A 20,611-nucleotide genomic window follows, 5' to 3' on the forward strand; every position below is an offset into this window, starting at 1 on the left:
GGTTTTTCATATATTAGTTTGAGTTAGTTAAAAAGCCTGCCAAAGCACATACTGCAAAAGGCAGGCTTTTTTTATAAGATATTGCTGTATAACATAAGAAGAATGTTTTTCAATGAAAAAAAATAATAAATCCAACAGCCGTCGAAAGTTTTTGGCCAACTCTGCGGCACTGGGCGCTTTGATGACCGTTCCCACGGGAGCAAGTGCAATGACCAAGACTATTACAAGGGAAGGGGATACGGTTCCCAAGAATGCTCCTGCACCGGAAAACTATATGTCTCGTGACTTCAACGGTTCCTATTCCGGGGAAAACCTGAACCGTGTCGCCTTTCCCATTGGGGGGATTGGGGCAGGCATGTTCTGTTTGGAAGGGTACGGTGCTTTGTCTCATGTATCGGTACGTAATGTTTCAAACACATTGCATGAACCTTGTAGTTTTGGAGCAATACATATAAAAGGTCAAAAAAATGGTACCAAAGCATTAGAAGCTCTTTTACCCGATTGGAAGAAATATGGTCAGGGAGGCCATTATGATGAGGCATCGGCCCGTGGAGGAGCAAGAAAGAGTCATGGTCTGCCTCGTTTTGAAAAAGCGACCTTCAATGCCCGTTTTCCATACGGAACGGTTGAATTAGAAGATGCCGACATACCTCTTAAGGTTGAGTTAAAAGGATGGAGCCCTTTTATACCTTCAGATGAAGATAATTCTAGTCTTCCTGTGGGAGCCTTTGAATATACGTTTAAAAATACTTCGGCATCATCTGTTGAAGCGGTGTTCTCATGGAACACAAAAAACTTCATGAGTATAAGAGGTAAAAAAGGCAATAAGATATCATCCATAGATAATGGTTTTGTGTTAGAGCAATCGGGGTCTAAAAAGAATCCAGAAGATGAAGGTTGTTTTTCGGCCTATGTGAAAGATGATGCTGCAACGGTAGATCATAGTTGGTTTCGTGGAGGATGGTTTGATTCATTGTCCATTATCTGGGAAAAAATAAGCAGGGGAGACACATCACCAAAAGCCCCTTTAGAGAAAGAATCACCTGGTGCCTCTGTTTTTGTGCCGTTCAATTTAGCCCCTGGAGAAGAGAAAACGATAAAAGTGCTGTTCGCATGGTATGTTCCCAACACGACGATGAGATTAGGAAAAAAAGGCGACTGTATGCCTAATTCTTCTTGTTCCGAATCCGATACACATCGACCATGGTACGCAGGTAAATTCAATTCAATAAATGAGGTTACAAGTTATTGGACAAAACATTACGATGATTTGAATCGAAAAAGTCAGATGTTTTCAGATACTTTTTATAATTCGACCTTACCACCTGAAGTTATGGAGGCAGTGTCTGCGAATTTAGGTATTTTAAAATCTCCTACAGTGCTGCGTCAAACAGACGGAAAATTCTGGGCATGGGAAGGCACCAACGACGATTCGGGTTGCTGTCATGGTACTTGTACCCATGTGTGGAACTATGCCCAAGCATTACCCCACCTGTTTCCGAACCTAGAACGTTCACTTAGAGATACCGAGTTTAATATCAGTCAGAATAATAAAGGACATCAGACTTTCCGTACCTCTTTGCCTATACGTACTGTAGATCATGGTTTTCATGCCGCTTCCGATGGTCAGTTAGGGGGCATTATGAAAGTATATCGTGATTGGCGTATTTCTGGTGATACGGAATGGATGAAGAAAATATATCCTAAAGTAAAACAGAGTTTAGATTACTGTATAAAAACATGGGACCCTAAAGGAAAAGGTATCTTAGAAGAGCCTCACCATAACACCTATGATATTGAGTTTTGGGGACCAGACGGTATGTGTACCAGTTTTTATTTAGGAGCCCTTACGGCAATTGTAGAAATGGGCAAGGCCGCAAAACAATCCTATAAGCATTATGCGAAATTATTAAAGAAGGGTAAAAAGTTTATGGAAGAAACTCTTTTTGATGGAGAATACTTCGTGCAAAATATCCAATGGACGGGGCTTGAAGCCAAAGACCCTGTTGAATTATCAAAAGGTTCATGGACCTCCAATTATTCTGAAGAAGCCAAAGAGCTTTTACAGAAGGAAGGACCTAAATATCAATATGGCAAGGGGTGTCTTTCCGATGGTATACTAGGCATGTGGATCGCCAATTGTGCTGGCTTAGAAGAACCTGTGAATAATGATATGGTAACCAGTCATTTACAATCTATTCATAAATACAACTTAAAAGATAACCTTGTAGACCACCCTAACCCTCAGCGACCATCTTACGCCGTTGGAAAGGAAGGAGGCCTATTGTTGTGTACCTGGCCAAAAGGAGGAAGACTCTCTTTGCCTTTTGTTTATAGTAATGAGGTTTGGACGGGAATTGAATATCAAGTGGCTTCGCACCTGATGATGAAAGGAAAAGTTGAAGAAGGTTTGGAGATCGTGCGCTATTGCAGAAGCCGATATGACGGCACCGTTCGTAATCCTTTTGATGAATACGAATGTGGGCATTGGTATGCCAGAGCAATGTCCAGTTATGCACTGCTCCAAGGTTTAACAGGTGTTCGGTACGATGCAGTAGATAAAACCCTGTATATTGATTCGAAGATAGGAGATGATTTCACTTCTTTTTTATCAACCAAGTCGGGCTTTGGAAACGTGGGACTTAAAGACGGCAAACCCTTTATTGATGTGAAACTGGGCAGCATTGATGTAAAGAAGATAATGGTGTCCGGAAAAGTAATGGAAGCATAAACCTTTGCCACATTATAATAATTGGTTATTAAAGCAATCCCCCGGTGTTGTCCAACATCGGGGTTTATGGATAAATTGAACGCTGTGTTTTCTTATAAGCGCGTTTGAATTGGTATAATAGCCACTAGGGTCTTTAAAAAGATTGTGACTATCAGTTGAATCCTAAAAATTAGAACTTTAGAAAAATGGAGATGAAAAATTATATGATATATGTTTTTTTCTTTGTCCTTTGTTTAGGATGCAAGGATAAAACAGAGAAGAAAGTCGCGAAAACATCAGTTCCAATAAAAAAACAATTTGAACTCGTAGACCCCTCAGAAAGTGGAATTCTATTCAAGAACCCTGTTCCAGAATCAAAGACCATGAACGGTCTTTCCTATGAATACTATTACAATGGTGGGGGTGTGGCCATTGGTGATTTGAACAATGATGGGCTTCCCGATATATTCTTTACGGCTTCGGTTTCTCCAAATAAACTGTATATCAACAAAGGAAACTTAAAATTTATTGATGCTACAAAAGAAGCCCAAATTGTAGATACCCCAAGTTGGACTACCGGGGTGGCCATGGCCGATGTAAATGGAGATGGTCTGCTAGATATTTATGTTTCGCGATCAGGAAGGCTCAGTGAAGAACAGCGGGCCAATAAATTGTTCATTAATCAAGGAACGAACAAGAACAATGTTCCCCAATTCAAGGAAATGGCCAAAATATATGGTCTGGATGATTCCAGTTATTCTACACAATCCCTGTTCTTCGATTATGATAAGGATGGTGATCTTGATATGTTTTTATTGAACCACAATGTATTGACCAAACGATTTGATGGTTTTGATAGAAACAAAAGAACTCCATTGGTAGGTGACAAGCTCTACCGAAATGATAATGGAAAATTTGTTGATATTAGTAAAAATGCAGGTATCAATGGTAATGAAATTGGGTATGGACTTGGCGTTGCCGCCGGTGATTTAAACAATGACAGTTGGCCTGATCTGTACGTTTCAAACGATTACGATGAACATGATTATCTCTATATCAATAATCAAGACGGTACTTTTTCAGAACGGAGCAAAGAGCAGTTAAAGCATTTGTCTTTCTATTCTATGGGTGTTGATATTTCTGATTATGACAACGATGGCAATCTAGATATTTTTACGCTCGATATGGTTTCAGATGACAATTTCAGGTTAAAGGCCAGCATGAGTGGCATGGCACCTGAACGATTCTATAAAGCAGTAGAAAATGGTTTTCACCATCAGTATATGTTCAATTGTTTACAACGAAACAATGGTAATGGCACTTTTAGTGAGGTAGCCCACTTGGCAGGAATCCCTAATACCGATTGGAGTTGGTCCGTATTATTGAACGATTTGGATAATGATGGATACAAAGATGTATTCATTACCAATGGTTTAAAAAGAGATTTTAGAAATAATGATTTTGTAAGGTTTAAAGAAAAAGTACTTCTAGAAAAAGAAAAGAAAGGTATTGATAAAGACTCTCTTTTTTATACCTTAACTCGGTTTATTCCCCCAAGGGCGGCGGTTAATTCTATATTCAAAAGTAAGGGTGATCTCAGTTTTGATAAAGTAAATACTTTATGGGGAATTACTAACGAGAGTTATTCAAATGGAGCATCATTATCTGACTTAGATAATGACGGTGATTTAGATATGGTCGTTAATAATGTAGATCAAACTGCTTTTGTTTATAAGAACAATTCCAATGAAATATCCGATAATAATTATTTGAAGATTCAGTTAAAAGGTCCTGAAGGCAATGTATATGGCCTAGGTGCTAAACTATATTTAGAACATGGGGATGAATTGCAATACCATGAACATTATCTCACCCGTGGCTTTCAATCTTCCATAGATCCCATAATCCATTTTGGGACTGGAGATAATAAGGTATTGGATCAACTTAGGATACTATGGCCTGATGGCAAACAACAAAAAATTAAACATCTTGAAGCTAATAAGACCTTAGTGGTAAATTATGCAGATGCTTTAAATCTTGACGATAGTGAATATCAAACCAAAGAAAACCAACCCTTGTTGGTTGATGTGACTCATGAAATTTTAATTAATAAGACACATGTTGAAAATAAATTCAACGATTTTGAAAGAGAAAGCTTGTTGCCACATAAGATGTCAGAAACAGGACCTGCTTTTGCCGCCGGAGATGTGAACCATGATGGTTTAGACGATATTTTCTACGGTGGAGCCAAAGGTCAACCTGCAAGTTTGTTGATACAGCAAGAAGACGGTACGTTTAAACCCTGGCAACAGCAATTTTTTGATAATGAAAAGAATTATGAAGATGTGTCAGCCCTGTTTTTTGATGCTGATAACGATTCTGATATGGACCTGTATGTGACCAGTGGTGGTAATGAGTATGCCAAGGGATCTAAATGGTATTATGACAGATTATATATGAACGATGGTCTTGGAAAATTTTCCAAGTGTGTTAACCTTCCCCAAATGGCAATAAGTAGTTCATGTGTAAAGAGCGCCGATTTTGATAATGACGGGGATTTGGATCTTTTTGTGGGTGGACGCCAAGAACCAGGGAAATACCCTTTTCCTGCCAATAGTATTCTATTGCGTAATGAAAGTATTCCAGGTACGGTTTCCTTTGTGGATGCTACTGCTGAAATTGCCCCTGATTTTCATGGTATGGGCATGGTTACAGATGCCGTTTGGACCGATTTCAATAATGATAAGTTTTTGGATCTTGTAATTGTGGGAGAGTGGATGGGCATCCGAACTTTCGAGAACCAATCTGGTAGTTTTGTAGATGTTTCCAAACAAAATGAATTGTCTAATGAAATAGGCTGGTGGTACAGCATAGTTGCAGCCGATTTCGACAAAGATGGAGACGATGATTTTATTGTAGGTAATTTGGGTACTAATTATAAATATAAAAGTTCTAAAGAAAAGCCTTTTGAAATCTATGCATCTGATTTTGACGATAATAAAACGGTTGATGTTGTTTTGGGATATTATAATCAAAATAAACTTTTTCCACTTAGGGGAAGAGAATGTTCCTCTAATCAAATGCCCTTTATAAAAAAGAAATTTCCCAATTACAATTCATTCGCCCAAGCAACTTTGGTAGATGTATATGGAGCTGAGAAACTAGAAAATGCATTAACCTATAAGGCGAACAATTTCACCACTTCATACGTAGAAAATTTAGGCAATGGTGAATTTAGGGTGATTTCTTTACAAAATGAAGCCCAAATATCATGTGTCAATGCTATTCATGTAGATGATTTTGATAAAGATGGCTATCTCGATGCTCTTTTAGTTGGCAATAATTATGGAGTTGAAGTAGAGACTATTCGTAACGATGCTAGTTATGGTGTTTTGATGAAAGGTGACGGCAAGGGCGGTTTTAATGCATATAGACCCCGTAACACGGGTGTTACGATAGACGGTGTGGTCCGTCATGTTTCTGCATTACGATGGAAACAGTCAGAGAACCAAATCATTTGCTTTGCAAAAAATAATGCACCATTGCAATTTATACAACCCAATAAATAGTTATGCCCTTGTATATAAAATATTGGTCTTCGCAATTCATAAAAAAAGCCATTTGTTTGGGTTTTGGATTTGTTGTTTTGATGACTTCCTGTTCAGATTCGTCAAATTCAGATTCGTCAAATATTTCCCAAAACCAGCTAAAACCATTTCAAGAGTTGAGTTTTGCCATAGTTGAACCTTCTGTTAGTGGAATTCATTTTATGAATAAGATATCCGAAGGTAAAAGATTGAATTATTTTACCTATCCAAATATTTACTCAGGTGGCGGAGTTGCCGTAGGCGATTTGGATAATGATGGATTGGCCGATATTTATTTTAGTGGCAATATGGTTGAGAACCAATTGTACAGAAATAAAGGAAGCCTTCAATTTGAAGACGTTACCACTAAGGCCGGGGTATCCGCTTTAGATCAGGTGCGGTGGACGAGGGGAGTAACCATGGTAGATATCAATAATGATGGCTTTTTGGATATTTATGTAAACGTTAGCGATCCGTATCAAAGACGGAACAACTTGCTTTATGTAAATCAAGGTGATATGACCTTTACAGAAGAAGCAGCTAAGTATGGTATTGACGATGATAGCCACTCCGTTCAGAGTACCTTCTTTGATTATGACCGTGACGGTGATTTGGACCTATATATCTGTGCATATCCTCATTTTAACCTTTTTAACTCTAATACTTTTTTTAAAGAAAAAAATATAGACCCCCAATATGAAGAAAGTGATCGATTCTATAGAAACGAAGGTAATGGAAATTTTACCGACATGACTTCCGAAACCGGTCTATTGAATTATGGTCTTTCACTTAATGCAAGTATTGCCGATTTCAATGGAGACGGGTGGCCCGATATCTATGTCTCAAACGATTTCAATGCTAAGGATTTTCTGTATATAAACAATCAGGACGGGACGTTTACCGATCAACTTGACCATTATTTTCCCCATACTTCCAATTTTGGAATGGGTACGGATGCTGCGGATATCAACAATGATGGTCTTATAGATTTCTTTCAATGTGATATGATGTCCGAGACCAATTTCGGAAAAAAGACCAATATGTCTGCAATGGATACCGAGGCGTTTCAAGAAACGATTACTTCTGGTCTGCATTATCAATATATGCGTAACTGTTTGCAAATCAATAATGGTAGTGGCGGTTTTAGTGATATAGCCGAAATGGCCGGGGTAGGATACACCGATTGGAGTTGGGGCCCTCTTTTTATGGATTTGAACAACGATGGGTGGAAAGATTTATTTGTGAGCAATGGGATGCGAAGAAATGTTAATAACAATGATTATCAAAACTATTTTAACCGACTGTATGCCCAGAAAAAGATTACACAAGAAAATCAACATCAAATGGTACGTAACATACCCGTAAACCCAATTGATAATTATGTTTTTGTGAACAATGGTGGGTTCGATTTTAAAAAAAAACCGGGCAATTGGGGGTTGAGCTTTAGGGGTTTTACCCACGGAACGGCCTATGCCGATTTTGATCTTGATGGAGATTTGGATATGGTCTTCAATAATCAAGATACAAAATCATTGATTTTTGAAAACAAGGCACAACAGGTCTTTAAAGAGAAAAATTATATACGTATAAAGCTCAATGGAGGTCAAAACAATCCGTTTGGTATTGGGGCAAAAGTTACTCTTGTAGCACCTGATGCAAGCCAGCAGACTCAAGAACTCATACTATCTCGAGGGTATCAATCTTCCATGGAGCCTGTGCTGCACTTTGGATTGGGAAAAATGGACAAAGTAAAGAAACTACAGATTGTATGGGCAGATGGTACAATACAAAGTTTGACCGACATAAAAGGAAATCGAGAACTGATTGTTCAAAAAGAGTGGTCCGAAAACAACGGGGAAATCGTTGCCGCTAGTCATACGACACTATTTACTTCAGCTACAGATAATACTAAAATTGATTACAGGCATAAAGAAAACCCGTTTAACGATTACGAAAGAGAAAGCCTGTTACCTCATAAAATGTCACAGTTTGGACCGGCTCTGGCTGTAGGCGACATAAATAATGATGGTCTTGACGATATGTATATTGGCGGGGCAAAAGACCAATCGGGAGAAATGCATATACAGCAACAAAATGGCAGCTTTGTTTCTGTGCAATCACCATTGTTTGATATTGATAAAATCCATGAAGATACTGGAGCGACATTTTTTGATGCGGATAATGATGGTGACTTGGATTTGTATGTAGTGAGTGGGAGTAATGAAGAAGAAATAGAGAGTGAGTATTATACTGATCGTTTTTATGAAAACAAACAAGGCTTTTTTCATAAAATAGAAAAAGCTCTTCCTAAAATACATGCCAGCGGCTCTTGTGTTGTAACAGGTGATTATGATAATGATGGAGATTTAGATCTTTTTGTCGGAGGTAGGCAAATTCCGGGAAAATACCCATCGCCGGCCAGTAGTCAATTGCTTCGGAATGATTCTGAGAATGGATTAATATCTTTTACTGATATTACTGCAAAGATGGCTCCTGTACTTCAGGATATAGGTATGGTTACCTCGGCAATTTGGGTGGATGTCGATGGTGATCATAGAAACGATTTGGTGGTAGCAGGAGAATGGATGTCCATCAAGGTTTTCGTGAACACAGATAGTGGTTTCCGAGATACGACTGATGAGTCCGGATTGCAGGATCACGTTGGTTGGTGGAACACTCTAGCCCATGGAGATTTTGATAGTGATGGTGATATCGATTTTGTCGGTGGTAATCTTGGATTAAATTATAAGTATAAAGCCAGCCAAGAACATCCTTTTAAGATTTATGCGAAAGACTTTGACGATAACAAAACCTTAGATATTGTATTGGGTTTTTATGAGAAAGATAAACTTTATCCGCTTAGAGGAAGAGAATGTTCCTCAAATCAAATGCCCTTTATTAAAAAGAAATTTAAGAGTTATAGTTCTTTCGCTCATGCATCTCTTGAAGATGTTTATGGAAGAGAAAACTTAAATGAAGCGATACAGTATGAGGCCACAAATTTTGCTACGAGCTATATTGAAAATTTAGGGAATGGAAAGTTTAAAATAAGACCATTGAACGGTTTGGCTCAAATATCTTCTGTGAATAATATATTGACCAATGACTTTGATAATGACGGTTTTTTAGATTTAATCTTGACAGGAAATTTATACGGTTCAGAGGTAGAGACTCCTAGAAATGATGCTAGTTTTGGTCTTTTTATGAAAGGAGATGGTAAAGGAAATTTTAAAGACTTTTACCCATATCAGAGCGGGTTAGAAGTACATGGGGAAATACGTAATGCTGCTATCGTTAAATATGATAATGAAAAAGAAATGGTAGTGTTTGCAGCCAACAATGCAGCAATACAATGCTACACCATAAATTAGCTTTCTTGTTGGTAAATCTCATAATAACAGAAAGTTGCAATATATATTGTATTTGTCTTAAAAATAATCAAAGAAAAAGTATCCTTTTGACCTCCTCCCGTTAAACCGGACAGTTTAAAACTAGAGAAAAGCTGGGCGAATAAATGTTTAACCTTAAATGATTATTTACTTATGACCCGTACCTAAATGCGGGAGAAAGTCACTTTTAAAATCGTAATATGTGAAAAAAACTAAATTAGCAAATGATAAAAATTCACTTTTGAACTAAAAATCGGAAAATACACTTACATTTCCCTGATTTAATAAAAAGTGATTTAAACACTCTTAAACCATTATTCAATTATGAAAAAAACCTTGAATTCACGGGGAAAAGAACGCTTCCTATTGAAATTTGACTTAAAAATGAAACTAACCCTATTTGTTGCCGTAGTTTCCTTGTTCCAGTTGAAAGCGAATAATTCTCATTCCCGGTCAACCAAACTATCTGTAGAAATGGATAAGGTAACAGTAAACGATGCAATCAGGGAGATTGAATCTTTATCTGAATTCAAGTTTCTACATAACCGTAAAGATGTTAATTTGGATAGAATCGTTTCCGTTAAAGCAAAAAAGAAACGTATAAGTTCCATCCTTTCCGAGGTTTTTTCCAATACAAATGTCGGGTTTGAAGTTCTGAACAAGCAAATCATTCTTAGGAAAAAGGATGTTATCTCAGCTATGAAAATTCCCAATCCTCCAAAAGAGACACTAGACCAGCTAACCATATCGGGCACTGTTTCCGATACCAATGGGCAACCGTTGCCAGGGGCAAGTATTGTGGTAAAGGGTGCTGTCAATGGTACACAGACCGATTTTGATGGCAACTTTTCTATTGAAGTGACCGATGAAAATGCTGTATTGGTCGTTTCCTATATTGGATTTGCTTCCCAAGAAATCGAGATAGGGCAACAGAGGGTCATTGCCATAGTTTTAACTGAAAATGCGGCGGGATTGGATGAGGTGGTCGTTGTAGGTTATGGTACACAGAACAAGAAGGATGTTACCGGAGCCATTTCCACAATTTCCGCCGAAGATTTAGGGGAAGCATCCAATGATTCTTTCATCAGGACACTATCGGGTAAAATAGCCGGGGTGCAGATTCAGCAGACTACGGGTGCACCCGGTGGAAATATTGTGGTAAGGGTCCGGGGGACTGGATCTTTGACGGCAGGCAATGACCCCTTGTATGTAGTCGATGGCTTTCCCATAGAACAAAGCAATCTTTCGGGTAATGATGACAATGAGCTTGGATCTAATGGTTCCCAGGGCATAAACCCTTTGTCATCCTTAAATCCGGATGACATTGAATCCATTCAGGTATTAAAAGATGCTTCTGCAGCGGCCATTTATGGATCTAGGGGAGCCAATGGAGTAGTGATAATCGCTACTAAAAAAGGTAGGTCGGGAACCTCAAATATTAATTTCAGCGCTTCTATTGGATCTTCCTCCGTTATTAATGAATTGGATTTGCTCAATGGTGATCAATATATAGATTTTGTTAGGGATGCTTATGTAAATGCAGATGCAACTTCAGCTCCGGGCATTGCTTTCCCTTTATTCTTGAACGATGTTAGTGGTTTGCAAGGTGTAAATACAGATTGGCAAGATCAAATATTCCGATCAGCCTTAATACATAACTATCAATTGTCCGCATCAGGAGGAACCGAAAAGTTACGATATTTCATTTCAGGAGGTTATACTAATGAAGAGGGTATTGTGGTTTCATCCGGTTTTGAGCGTTTTTCATTACGTATTAATCTGGATGCCCAATTAACGGATAACCTTAAGCTTGGCGCTAATATTGCTCCTGGTTATACCGTTAATGATGAAGTTAATGCAGAGGGGCATTGGGCTGTGAACGCTGTAATTAATTCGGCTTTAGTTTCTTTTCCTTTTTTAAGACCGGGACCAGATGAGATAAGCGGGGAACAATTTGAAGCGAACGATCCTAATTATACCTGTTGTGGAACACCGAATCCAGTGTTATTGGCCAGTGAAAATGACATAAATAGTACACAATTAAGATTATTGACCAACACCTATTTAGAACTGGAAATATTAAAAGGGTTAAAAGTCAAGACAAGTTTTGGCTTTGACTATTCGGATTTTGAAAGAAACCAATTTATTGCGGCAGCGGCAAGAAGGTTCAACAACCAGAATGCCGTGTTTACCAACAAACTTGGTCAAAGAAACTGGTTAACGGAAAATACCTTCAATTATAATACCTCTTTTAGGGAACATAAATTTGATGTTTTGGGCGGTTTTACTTACCAAGAATTTCGTCAACAGAACAACCGAATACAAGCAGCTGATGTTTCAGACGGTCCCGTACGTACTATTTTTGATTTCAATACCGTTACAAGGGCATTCAATTTTATAGAAGAGTGGAGTTTGGTCTCTCTATTGGGCAGGGTTCAATATTCCTTTGCTGATAAGTACTTGATTTCAGCGGCCATAAGGCGTGATGGGTCGTCTCGGTTTGGAGCCAATAATAAGTTTGCCAACTTCCCTTCTGTATCTGCCGGATGGACCATTTCCGAAGAAGATTTCGTAAAAGGATACAACGACCTGAACTTTCTAAAACTGCGGGCAAGTTGGGGTAGAACAGGGAATAATCGTATAGGTAATTATTCGTCCATAGCCTTATTGACTAATGAAAACTATGTTTTAGGTAGTGGCAACGGAGAAGGAGTAACCGGTTTACGGCCAGAATCTATTGCGAACCCTGATTTGACTTGGGAGACCACGGAACAATATGATATTGGTCTTGATCTAGGGCTTTTTCAGAATAGACTGTTCTTTACCGTGGATTATTTTAATAGTGAAACCAAGGATTTGTTGCTAAATGTTCCTATTCCAACAAGTTCTGGTTTTGGATCTGCCTTGCAAAATTTGGGCAGGGTTAAAAATACCGGATGGGAATTTGCAATCAATTCCAAAAACTTTGTAGGCCATTTTAAATGGGACACGGATTTCAATATCACGTTTGGAGACAATGAAATATTGGAATTAGGTCCGGAGGGCGATCCTATTAGGGCAGGAAGTGGGGCAGGAAGTATCTTCTTAAATGAAATAGGAGGTGAGTTGGGCGCTTTCTCTGTGTACGAACAAATTGGCATTTTTCAGACCCAGGAAGAAATTGACAATAGTGCAGTTTGGAATACCAGTAGGGGTACCTTTCCGGGCGATGTAAAATATAAAGACCAGAATGGTGATGGTGTGATCAATAGCGATGATAGGGTGGTTATAGGAAGTAACAGACCTGATTTTATTTGGGGCATTACCAATAATCTACATTACAAAAATTTGGATTTGAATGTTGTCGTAAATGGTGTTGAAGGGAATTTGATACACAACGTAGCTCGTAGGTTTTACAATAATTTAGAGGGTAACCAGAACCAATCGGCAGATGCGTTAAACCGATGGAGATCACCCAACCAACCAGGAGATGGTGTAACGCCAAGGGCTAACCGTCTAACAAGTGGCAACAACAATGTGGCAGAATCATCACGATGGGTAGAAGATGGCTCTTTTGTACGAATCCAGAACGTGACCTTGGGGTATAACTTCCCAAATAACATTACGGAGAAGATGAAACTAGGTTCGTTAAGAATTTATGCCAGTATAGACAACTTGGCTTACTTTACAGATTACTCTGGCTATAACCCGGAAGTGAGTTTAAGTGGAGGAGATCCTTTAAGGACAGGTGCTGATTACGGATCGTATCCATTGTCCAGAAGATGGGCACTGGGCATAAAGGTTGGCCTATAAGCTTATCATGACTAATAGTAAAATTATGAAACATATAAAATATTTTATAACCTCTCTAGGGCTATTGGGTATAGTATCCTGTGAAGACAATTTAGATCTGGCCCCGGTGTCACAGATAAATACAGAGAACTTCTATCAGACTGCTTCTGATTATGAGCAAGCGATAATAGGAGTCTATGCTAGTTTAAGGGGAGAATTTGATGATATTGTATTATTTGGCGATATCCGTTCCGATAATACCAAACCTGTTGTTTCCGGATCCGTTACCACAAGGTCCGATTTCGACAATTTCTCTATTCTTCCGACCAATGAGGCCATTAGTGGAAGATGGAACGAGAGTTATAATGCGATTTCCAGAGCCAATGCTATTCTGGATAGGATTGATGAGGCTTCAATAGAAGGGAGCCTTAAAACCCGTGTAAAGGGAGAAGCACTCTTTGCAAGGGCCTTGATCTACTTTAACCTGGTGAGAATTTATGGTGATATTCCATTAGTGATTACCGAGATTACGAGTGCCGAAGCATTGGAATTTCCGCAGAGCCCTTCTACAACGGTATATGCTCAGATTGTCTCCGATCTTACACAGGCTGTGGGACTTTTGCCGTCCTCTTATAGCGGTGCGGATGAAGGAAGGGCCACCAATATAGCTGCCAATGCCTTATTGGGCAGGGTACAGTTGACCAATGGCAATTTCTCGGATGCCGAAACAGTGTTAAGGTCCGTTATTTCCCAGGAAGGCGGTAATGTAAATTTACTTGCTGATTATGCCGACGTATTTGATACCGATAACGAGCTTAACCCTGAAGTCATTTTTGTAGTAAGATGGACTAATGACGGTGTTAATGGCAATGGATTTAATTTTTCTTATGCCAATAACCAAGCTGCCGACAATACGGCCAAAAAAGATTTGTATGATGAATATGAGGCTGGAGATGTGAGGAGGGACCTTACGTTGAACACTGCCATTTCCGCCAATGATACTTTAGTGATTAAATATGGCCCTGAACCTCCTCTTGGAGAAGGTGGTGAAAGTGATTGGCCGGTAATACGTTACTCCGATGTATTGTTGATGTTGTCCGAAGCCATTAACGAGCAAGGATATGTTCCGGACGGAGAAGCTTTCACGCTTTTAAATAGGGTACGAAGCAGGGCGGGTCTTGCTGATATTACTTCCGCTACCGTGGCCGATCAGGCCGCATTCAGGTTGGCCGTAGAACATGAAAGACGAGTGGAACTTGCCTCGGAAGGTCACAGGTGGTTCGATTTGGTCAGAACCGGTAGATATTTGGAAGTGATGGGCAGCAAAGGATTTAACGTTCAGGCCCACAATGATTTATTTCCGATACCCGAAGCGGAAATATTGAAGGTAAACGATAATGCCATTCTAAGGCAGAACCCCGGGTATTAGATAAGAAATTGTTCGGTCAGTTTAATTTTTCAAAACAAGGGATTATAATAACATGGAATAAAATGTTTTAGGGATCGGTATTTTATATATGCGAACTGCGAAAAAGGAAGAACACGAAGTGAATGACAGTATCCCCTAAATGGGAATAAATTGTTCATAAAAAAATGTTCCCATAGAATTACCGTTCCAACATTTTATTCAAAACGAACCCTCCTGTTCTCTAAAGAAAGCATAGGCCCTTTTCATTTGGGTCTTTACGGTATTAATGGAAATATTGTTCGTTTGGGCAATTTCATTATAGCTTAACCCATGAATAATGTGATCTACAAAAATATCCCTTCGAGATTTTGGTAATCGCCCTAATAATTCCCTGATTTTTGACTCTTTTCCATTTGTTGGTTTTTCAAGAGAAGGAGGGTTCTCATATTTTGGGGGATTCATTTTTTCTATCTTCGCAACATCTTTTTGTAGCTTTTCAAGATATTGCAAACTCATATTTTTAACGGCCTTTGAAGCATATGCCTTAAATGAGGTCTGTATATCGATAGTGTCTTTTTTCTTCCAAAAGGAAAGGAAAAAGTCATGTACAATATCTTTCGCAACACTCTTGTCTTTCAGTACTTTAAACGCTACCAAGGACAAAAATGTATAATGCTGTCTGTAAAGTGTTTCAAAATCTTTCCACTGCGACATTTTCAATCGATTTACTTTGACTCAAACAACTATATTAGGGCCTGAAATTACTTTATTTTTTCAATTTACTAAAAAAATCGCCCCTTTTTTTATTTAATTATCAAAAATGTGTCACCCTAAATTAACTTTTTCATAACATATACATAAACAACCGAATATCGTGAACTCATCCCATAAGATCAAACAAGTTCTGAAGCACATAGCCAAAATAGATACTATTGATTTAAAAATAGTGGAGGCATTATCGCAAGAAGAGCAGGAACTTATAATAGATTTATATAGGGACAATCTTATTGCAGAAGCATTAGAGTTTATAGATTCACTTGATGTGGATGGTGATTGGGAACGGTTCAGGAAAGAAATAGCTCCTTTTGAAGAGAAAACATCTGCTAAACCAACGTGGAGACCATTGCTTAAATATGCGGCTGTATTTATAGGTTTGTTAACGGCAGCGTTCTTCTTATATTATAACGCTTATAAATCTGAGAATGCTATACCACCGGCCGGAATTCCGGAGAATGTTATTGTGTTGACCCAGGATGATGGTGCCGTTCAGGTTATTAATACTAACGAAGAACAGAAGATAGCATTGAAAAACGGTCAGGTTTTTGGTGTTCAAAAAGGGAATAAGTTGGAATATGTGGCTGATGTGGCCGTGGAAGAATTAATATATAATGAACTTCAGGTTCCTTATGGAAAAACATTCGGCATTACTTTGTCGGATGGTACCGTGGTGCATTTAAATTCAGGGACAAAATTAAGATATCCCATAAAGTTTATTGAAGGGAAAAAGAGAGAGGTCTATATAAAAGATGGAGAAGCCTTTTTTGAGGTAACAAAGGATTCTTCGCATCCTTTTGTGGTAAATACGGGGTCGGTGGCCGTGGAGGTATTGGGTACAAAATTCAATGTCTCTTCTTTTGAGGAAGATGCGGACATCAGTACGGTTTTGGTAGAAGGAGCGGTAAATATATATGATGAAAAAAGACCCGATCAGTCTTATATATTGAAACCCGGTCAAAAAGGGTCTTGGAACCGTACGGATCATAAAATTTCAATGGAAGAGGTGGATGTTAGGTTATATACCGGGTGGATCAAGGGGGAAATGATTTTTAGGAATTCTTCCTTTGACAATATGGTCAAAAAATTGGAACGCAGGTATAACGTAACTATTCAAAGTGATAATGAAGTGTTGAACAGTAAAAAATTCAACGCCGGCTTTCATGTAGATATTGAAACCTTGGACGATGTTATGAAAGCCATAAATAATATACATCCGTTTACATATACAATTTTGGACAACCAAATAATCATTGAATAATAAACTAATACTAACTTAAAAAAAAACTATTTGCGTATGAAATAAAAGTAACGAGCGAGATTATATTTAATTTCTTAAGAACCCTATATGAAAAAATCGGAAAATGGTGCAACATTTCCCGATTCTAAACAGTGGTTCTATGACGTTTTGATTAACATTAAAAACCAAACAAAATTATGAAAAAATCCTTTAGAGGTATAGGAAGTGTTTTGCTCTTTCCTAAAATTGATTTAAAGATGAAACTGACCGTTTTTTTATTGGTGGTTTCGTTGTTTAGAATTCAGGCGAGTACGTATTCTCAGAATACGAAGCTTACGTTGAATATGAATGATGCCACAATGGGGCAGGTTTTCGATAGGATAGAATCGGAATCGGAATTTCGATTTTTGTTCGAGAGCAGTCAGATTGATTTGGAACGTAAAACAACGATATCCGTTAAGAAGAAAAAAATATCCGATATCCTACGGATATTATTTCGTGGAACAGATATTGTGTACACTACATATGATAGGCAAATTACCTTGACCAAGAAAGAAGCTTCTTTAAGTAAAAAAGATGTACGCCCAATCGAAATGGCGGCAGTACAGACTTCTGTTCAGGGAACGATTACGGATGCCGATGGGCAACCTTTGCCTGGTGCCAGTGTTATTGAAAAAGGGACTACCAACGGTACCCAAACCGATTTTGATGGAAACTACTCTATAACCGTAGCCGATGATAATGCCGTATTGGTCGTTTCGTATATAGGTTTTGCCACTCGGGAAGTTAACGTTAATGGGCAAAGTACTGTTAATATTAGCTTGCAGGAAGATACGGCAGCTTTGGACGAAGTTGTGGTGGTAGGTTATGGTACCCAATTACGGGAAAGCCTAACGGGTGCCATTAGCGAGGTAAAAAGTGAGACCATCAGTAAGAGGATCAATACCACAGGTATAGGTGCATTACAGGGCTTATTGCCCGGTCTTAATGTGACCAGGGGTTCCGGACAGATTGGTCGGGAAGATGTTAATTTTAGCATTCGTGGTATCTCTTCTACAAACGATGCGGACCCTTTGATTATTATTGATGGGGTGGCCTCTACAAATCAGCAATTTAATTTGATCAACCCCAATGATATTGAAAACGTCAGTGTGCTTAAAGATGCGGCGGCTTCAATCTACGGGTCACGAGCGGCCAACGGGGTAGTTTTAGTAACTACTAAAAGAGGCAAAGGAGAGCCAAAGATATCGATCAGCTCTAATTTTACCTTGAGCATACCAGGTCTTTACCCAAGAAGAACCACGACCTTGCAGCATTTTGAAATGGCGAATGAAGCCTTTGAAAATGATGGGGATTTTAATTCAGGTTTTGCTAAATACAAAGATTTACCGCTGACCAATGACTGGGTTGAAGGACCTTTTGGAGATACACCTGCCATTTGGTTCGGGGATTTTGATTGGAAAAAAGCGTTATGGGGCAATGCGGTTACCCAACAACACAATTTTAACGTTCAAGGAGCCACCGACAAATCTTCTTATTCTTTCTCTGCGGGTTATTTGAACCAGGAGTCTATGTTCAAATATGGAAACAACGAGAACGAACGCTTTAATTTAAGGTTAAATTACGATTACAACCTTACGAAAAGGCTTAAATTTGGTGCTAATGTTGCCGTGGCTTTTAATGATATTATTGAACCAACACAGTTAAACCAAGCATTGAACGAACAAAATCGCCAATGGTCTACTTTTAGGGTCTTTTCCAATGATGGCAATTTCTACAACTTTGGTGGTTTTCAAAGTAGTGCAGGATCTGCAGAATTGGGGGGCGATCGCTCTATTAAAAATACCACGACCAATATTAATTTAAATCTAGAATATAAATTTGGGGGTGTATTGGACGGCTTAGTGGCTACAACACAAATAGGGATCAATTCTGTTAAAGAGACCAATAAATCTTTTACAGCTACTTATACGACTTCAAATGGTGCATTAGGTGAGGGTCTTGACCCTATAAGGACTGCGGTACGTAACCCAAATACTTCGCTCTTTAACCGTTTGGATGAAACCGATTTTCAGAGTTATGTCTTTCGTTTAAATTACGATAAAACTTTTAATCAGGTACATAATGTAAGCCTATTGGCAGGTGCTTCACAAGAAGAAAACTTGTTTCAACGGTTCGAAGCTGGAAGACGAAATGCGCTTTCAGATGAATTGCACACCTTAAATTTGGGCGATGGCAATTCGCAAACCAATACTGGTGCAGCGAATCATTGGGCATTGCGTTCGTTCTTTGGTCGGGCAGGTTATGTGTATGATGGTAGGTATTCTGTATCAGGCCAGTACCGATATGATGGTAGTTCACGATTTATCGGTGATGACCGTTACAGAGGTTTTGCCAGTATTTCTGGAGCCTGGATTGCCTCTAACGAGCAATTTATACAAGATTTAGGAATTTTTGATAATCTAAAGTTCAGGGCCTCTTATGGTGAGGCCGGGCACCAAGGTGGTATTGGATTGTATGATTATATTCAACAAATTGGTGTAGATTCAGATCTTAATGAACCTTTCAATAGATCGGAAAGACCTAATAATGATATTGGGATTTATCCTTTTGGGGCTGCAGCAGGTAGCTTTCCATCGGCGTTTTTATCGAATTCGATCAGTTTAACACGTACCTGGGAAAAGATAACCACGACCAATTTTGGAGTTGATTTTGCGGTATTGGACAATAAGTTGTCTGGATCCTTTGATTATTTTGTGAAAAAGAACACCAACATGTTGGTCAGTGTGACTTTCCCCGAAGTATTGGGAATTGATCCGCCACAGACCAATAATGGTGCCTTGGAGACCAAAGGTTGGGAAGCCACATTGAATTGGAGAGATAGGGTGAACGATAATTTTTCCTACTTTATCACAGCCTATGTAACGGATGACAAGAACGTGTTGACCGATTTGGCAGGGGCAGATACTTTTGGTGCTCGTGTACAACAATTTAGAGAAGGCTTTGCTACCAATTCTATTTTTGGCTATAAATACGATGACCATATTCAAAACGAGCAAGAATTGGCGGCCTATCAGGCAATGCCAGGGGTAAGCTCGGCCATACAAGTAGGTGATGCCCGTTTTGTAGATGTAGACGGAAATGGAGAGTTCAATGCGTTTAGTGCTGATGGAAAAGAAGGTGATTTGGTTCATTTAGGAAATACGAATCCCAGATATTCTTTTTCGATGAACTTTGGGGCACAATATAAAGCCTTTGATTTTTCCATGCGTTTTCAAGGTGTAGGTAAACGAACTACCCTTATAACCGGTGGATTGCAGCCTTATCGTTTTTTCTGGTTCCAGCCATTTGCCTTCACCTATAACGATACCTGGGCACCGGACAGAACTAATGCTAGATTTCCTAGTTTGAGTGGAACCTTTGGTAGTGCGCGAACCAACTGGAACTATCAACTTTCGGATCGATTGTTGTATGATGCCGGGTACATTCGTTTAAGTGATGTACAGATTGGGTTCAATATGACAGCAGCCAACCAACCTTGGTTAGAGGCTATGAAAATATCCAGCGTACGATTATACCTTAACGGTAGGGATTTATGGGAGTACGCTCCAGGTATTCCAAAAGGTTTTAACCCAGAGACGGTTGATCCTCGAAGTGGAATTCGGGCAAACTTTCACACTTTTGCACGTTACGTGGGTATGGGCTTAGATGTAACATTTTAAAAAAAATAGA

At 38.9% G+C, this 20,611-nt stretch carries 8 protein-coding genes; 7 read left to right on the forward strand and 1 reads right to left on the reverse strand.

The window, feature by feature from the left end; genetic code table 11:
• Nucleotides 1–112 precede the first annotated feature (112 nt).
• The 5 genes from ACKWB9_RS02335 to ACKWB9_RS02355 all read left to right on the forward strand — a co-directional run bounded on the left by ACKWB9_RS02335 (nt 113) and on the right by ACKWB9_RS02355 (nt 14,886).
• Nucleotides 113–2,731, forward strand: coding sequence for a GH116 family glycosyl hydrolase (locus tag ACKWB9_RS02335; RefSeq protein WP_414001368.1), 2,619 nt, complete (start codon nt 113–115; stop codon nt 2,729–2,731).
• Nucleotides 2,732–2,922: 191 nt separating this feature from the next.
• Nucleotides 2,923–6,279, forward strand: a complete 3,357-nt coding sequence (locus ACKWB9_RS02340) for a VCBS repeat-containing protein (protein WP_414001369.1) — start codon at nt 2,923–2,925, stop codon at nt 6,277–6,279.
• A 2-nt stretch (nt 6,280–6,281) separates the two neighbouring features.
• Nucleotides 6,282–9,668, forward strand: coding sequence for a VCBS repeat-containing protein (locus tag ACKWB9_RS02345; protein ID WP_414001370.1), 3,387 nt, complete (start codon nt 6,282–6,284; stop codon nt 9,666–9,668).
• Nucleotides 9,669–10,010: 342 nt separating this feature from the next.
• A complete protein-coding gene (locus tag ACKWB9_RS02350; RefSeq protein WP_414001371.1) occupies nt 10,011–13,478 on the forward strand; it encodes a TonB-dependent receptor in 3,468 nt (1,155 codons plus the stop codon).
• A gap of 25 nt (nt 13,479–13,503) precedes the next feature.
• Nucleotides 13,504–14,886: a RagB/SusD family nutrient uptake outer membrane protein gene (locus ACKWB9_RS02355; RefSeq protein ID WP_414001372.1), complete on the forward strand. Its 1,383-nt coding sequence runs from the start codon at nt 13,504–13,506 to the stop codon at nt 14,884–14,886.
• A 198-nt stretch (nt 14,887–15,084) separates the two neighbouring features.
• On the opposite strand, the gene ACKWB9_RS02360 is transcribed toward ACKWB9_RS02355, so the two are convergent.
• On the reverse strand, nt 15,085–15,579 hold the full coding sequence (locus tag ACKWB9_RS02360) for an RNA polymerase sigma-70 factor (protein ID WP_414001373.1): 495 nt from the start codon (nt 15,577–15,579) through the stop codon (nt 15,085–15,087).
• A gap of 160 nt (nt 15,580–15,739) precedes the next feature.
• Between ACKWB9_RS02360 and ACKWB9_RS02365 the strand changes: the two genes are divergently transcribed.
• Both ACKWB9_RS02365 and ACKWB9_RS02370 read left to right on the forward strand, forming a co-directional pair.
• Nucleotides 15,740–16,900: a FecR family protein gene (locus tag ACKWB9_RS02365; protein ID WP_414001374.1), complete on the forward strand. Its 1,161-nt coding sequence runs from the start codon at nt 15,740–15,742 to the stop codon at nt 16,898–16,900.
• A 176-nt stretch (nt 16,901–17,076) separates the two neighbouring features.
• Entirely contained in the window at nt 17,077–20,601 is a 3,525-nt protein-coding gene (locus ACKWB9_RS02370; RefSeq protein ID WP_414001375.1) for a TonB-dependent receptor, read from the forward strand.
• Nucleotides 20,602–20,611 lie beyond the last annotated feature (10 nt).

The organism is Maribacter spongiae (assembly GCF_047345125.1).
In the GTDB taxonomy this organism is placed as follows: domain Bacteria; phylum Bacteroidota; class Bacteroidia; order Flavobacteriales; family Flavobacteriaceae; genus Maribacter.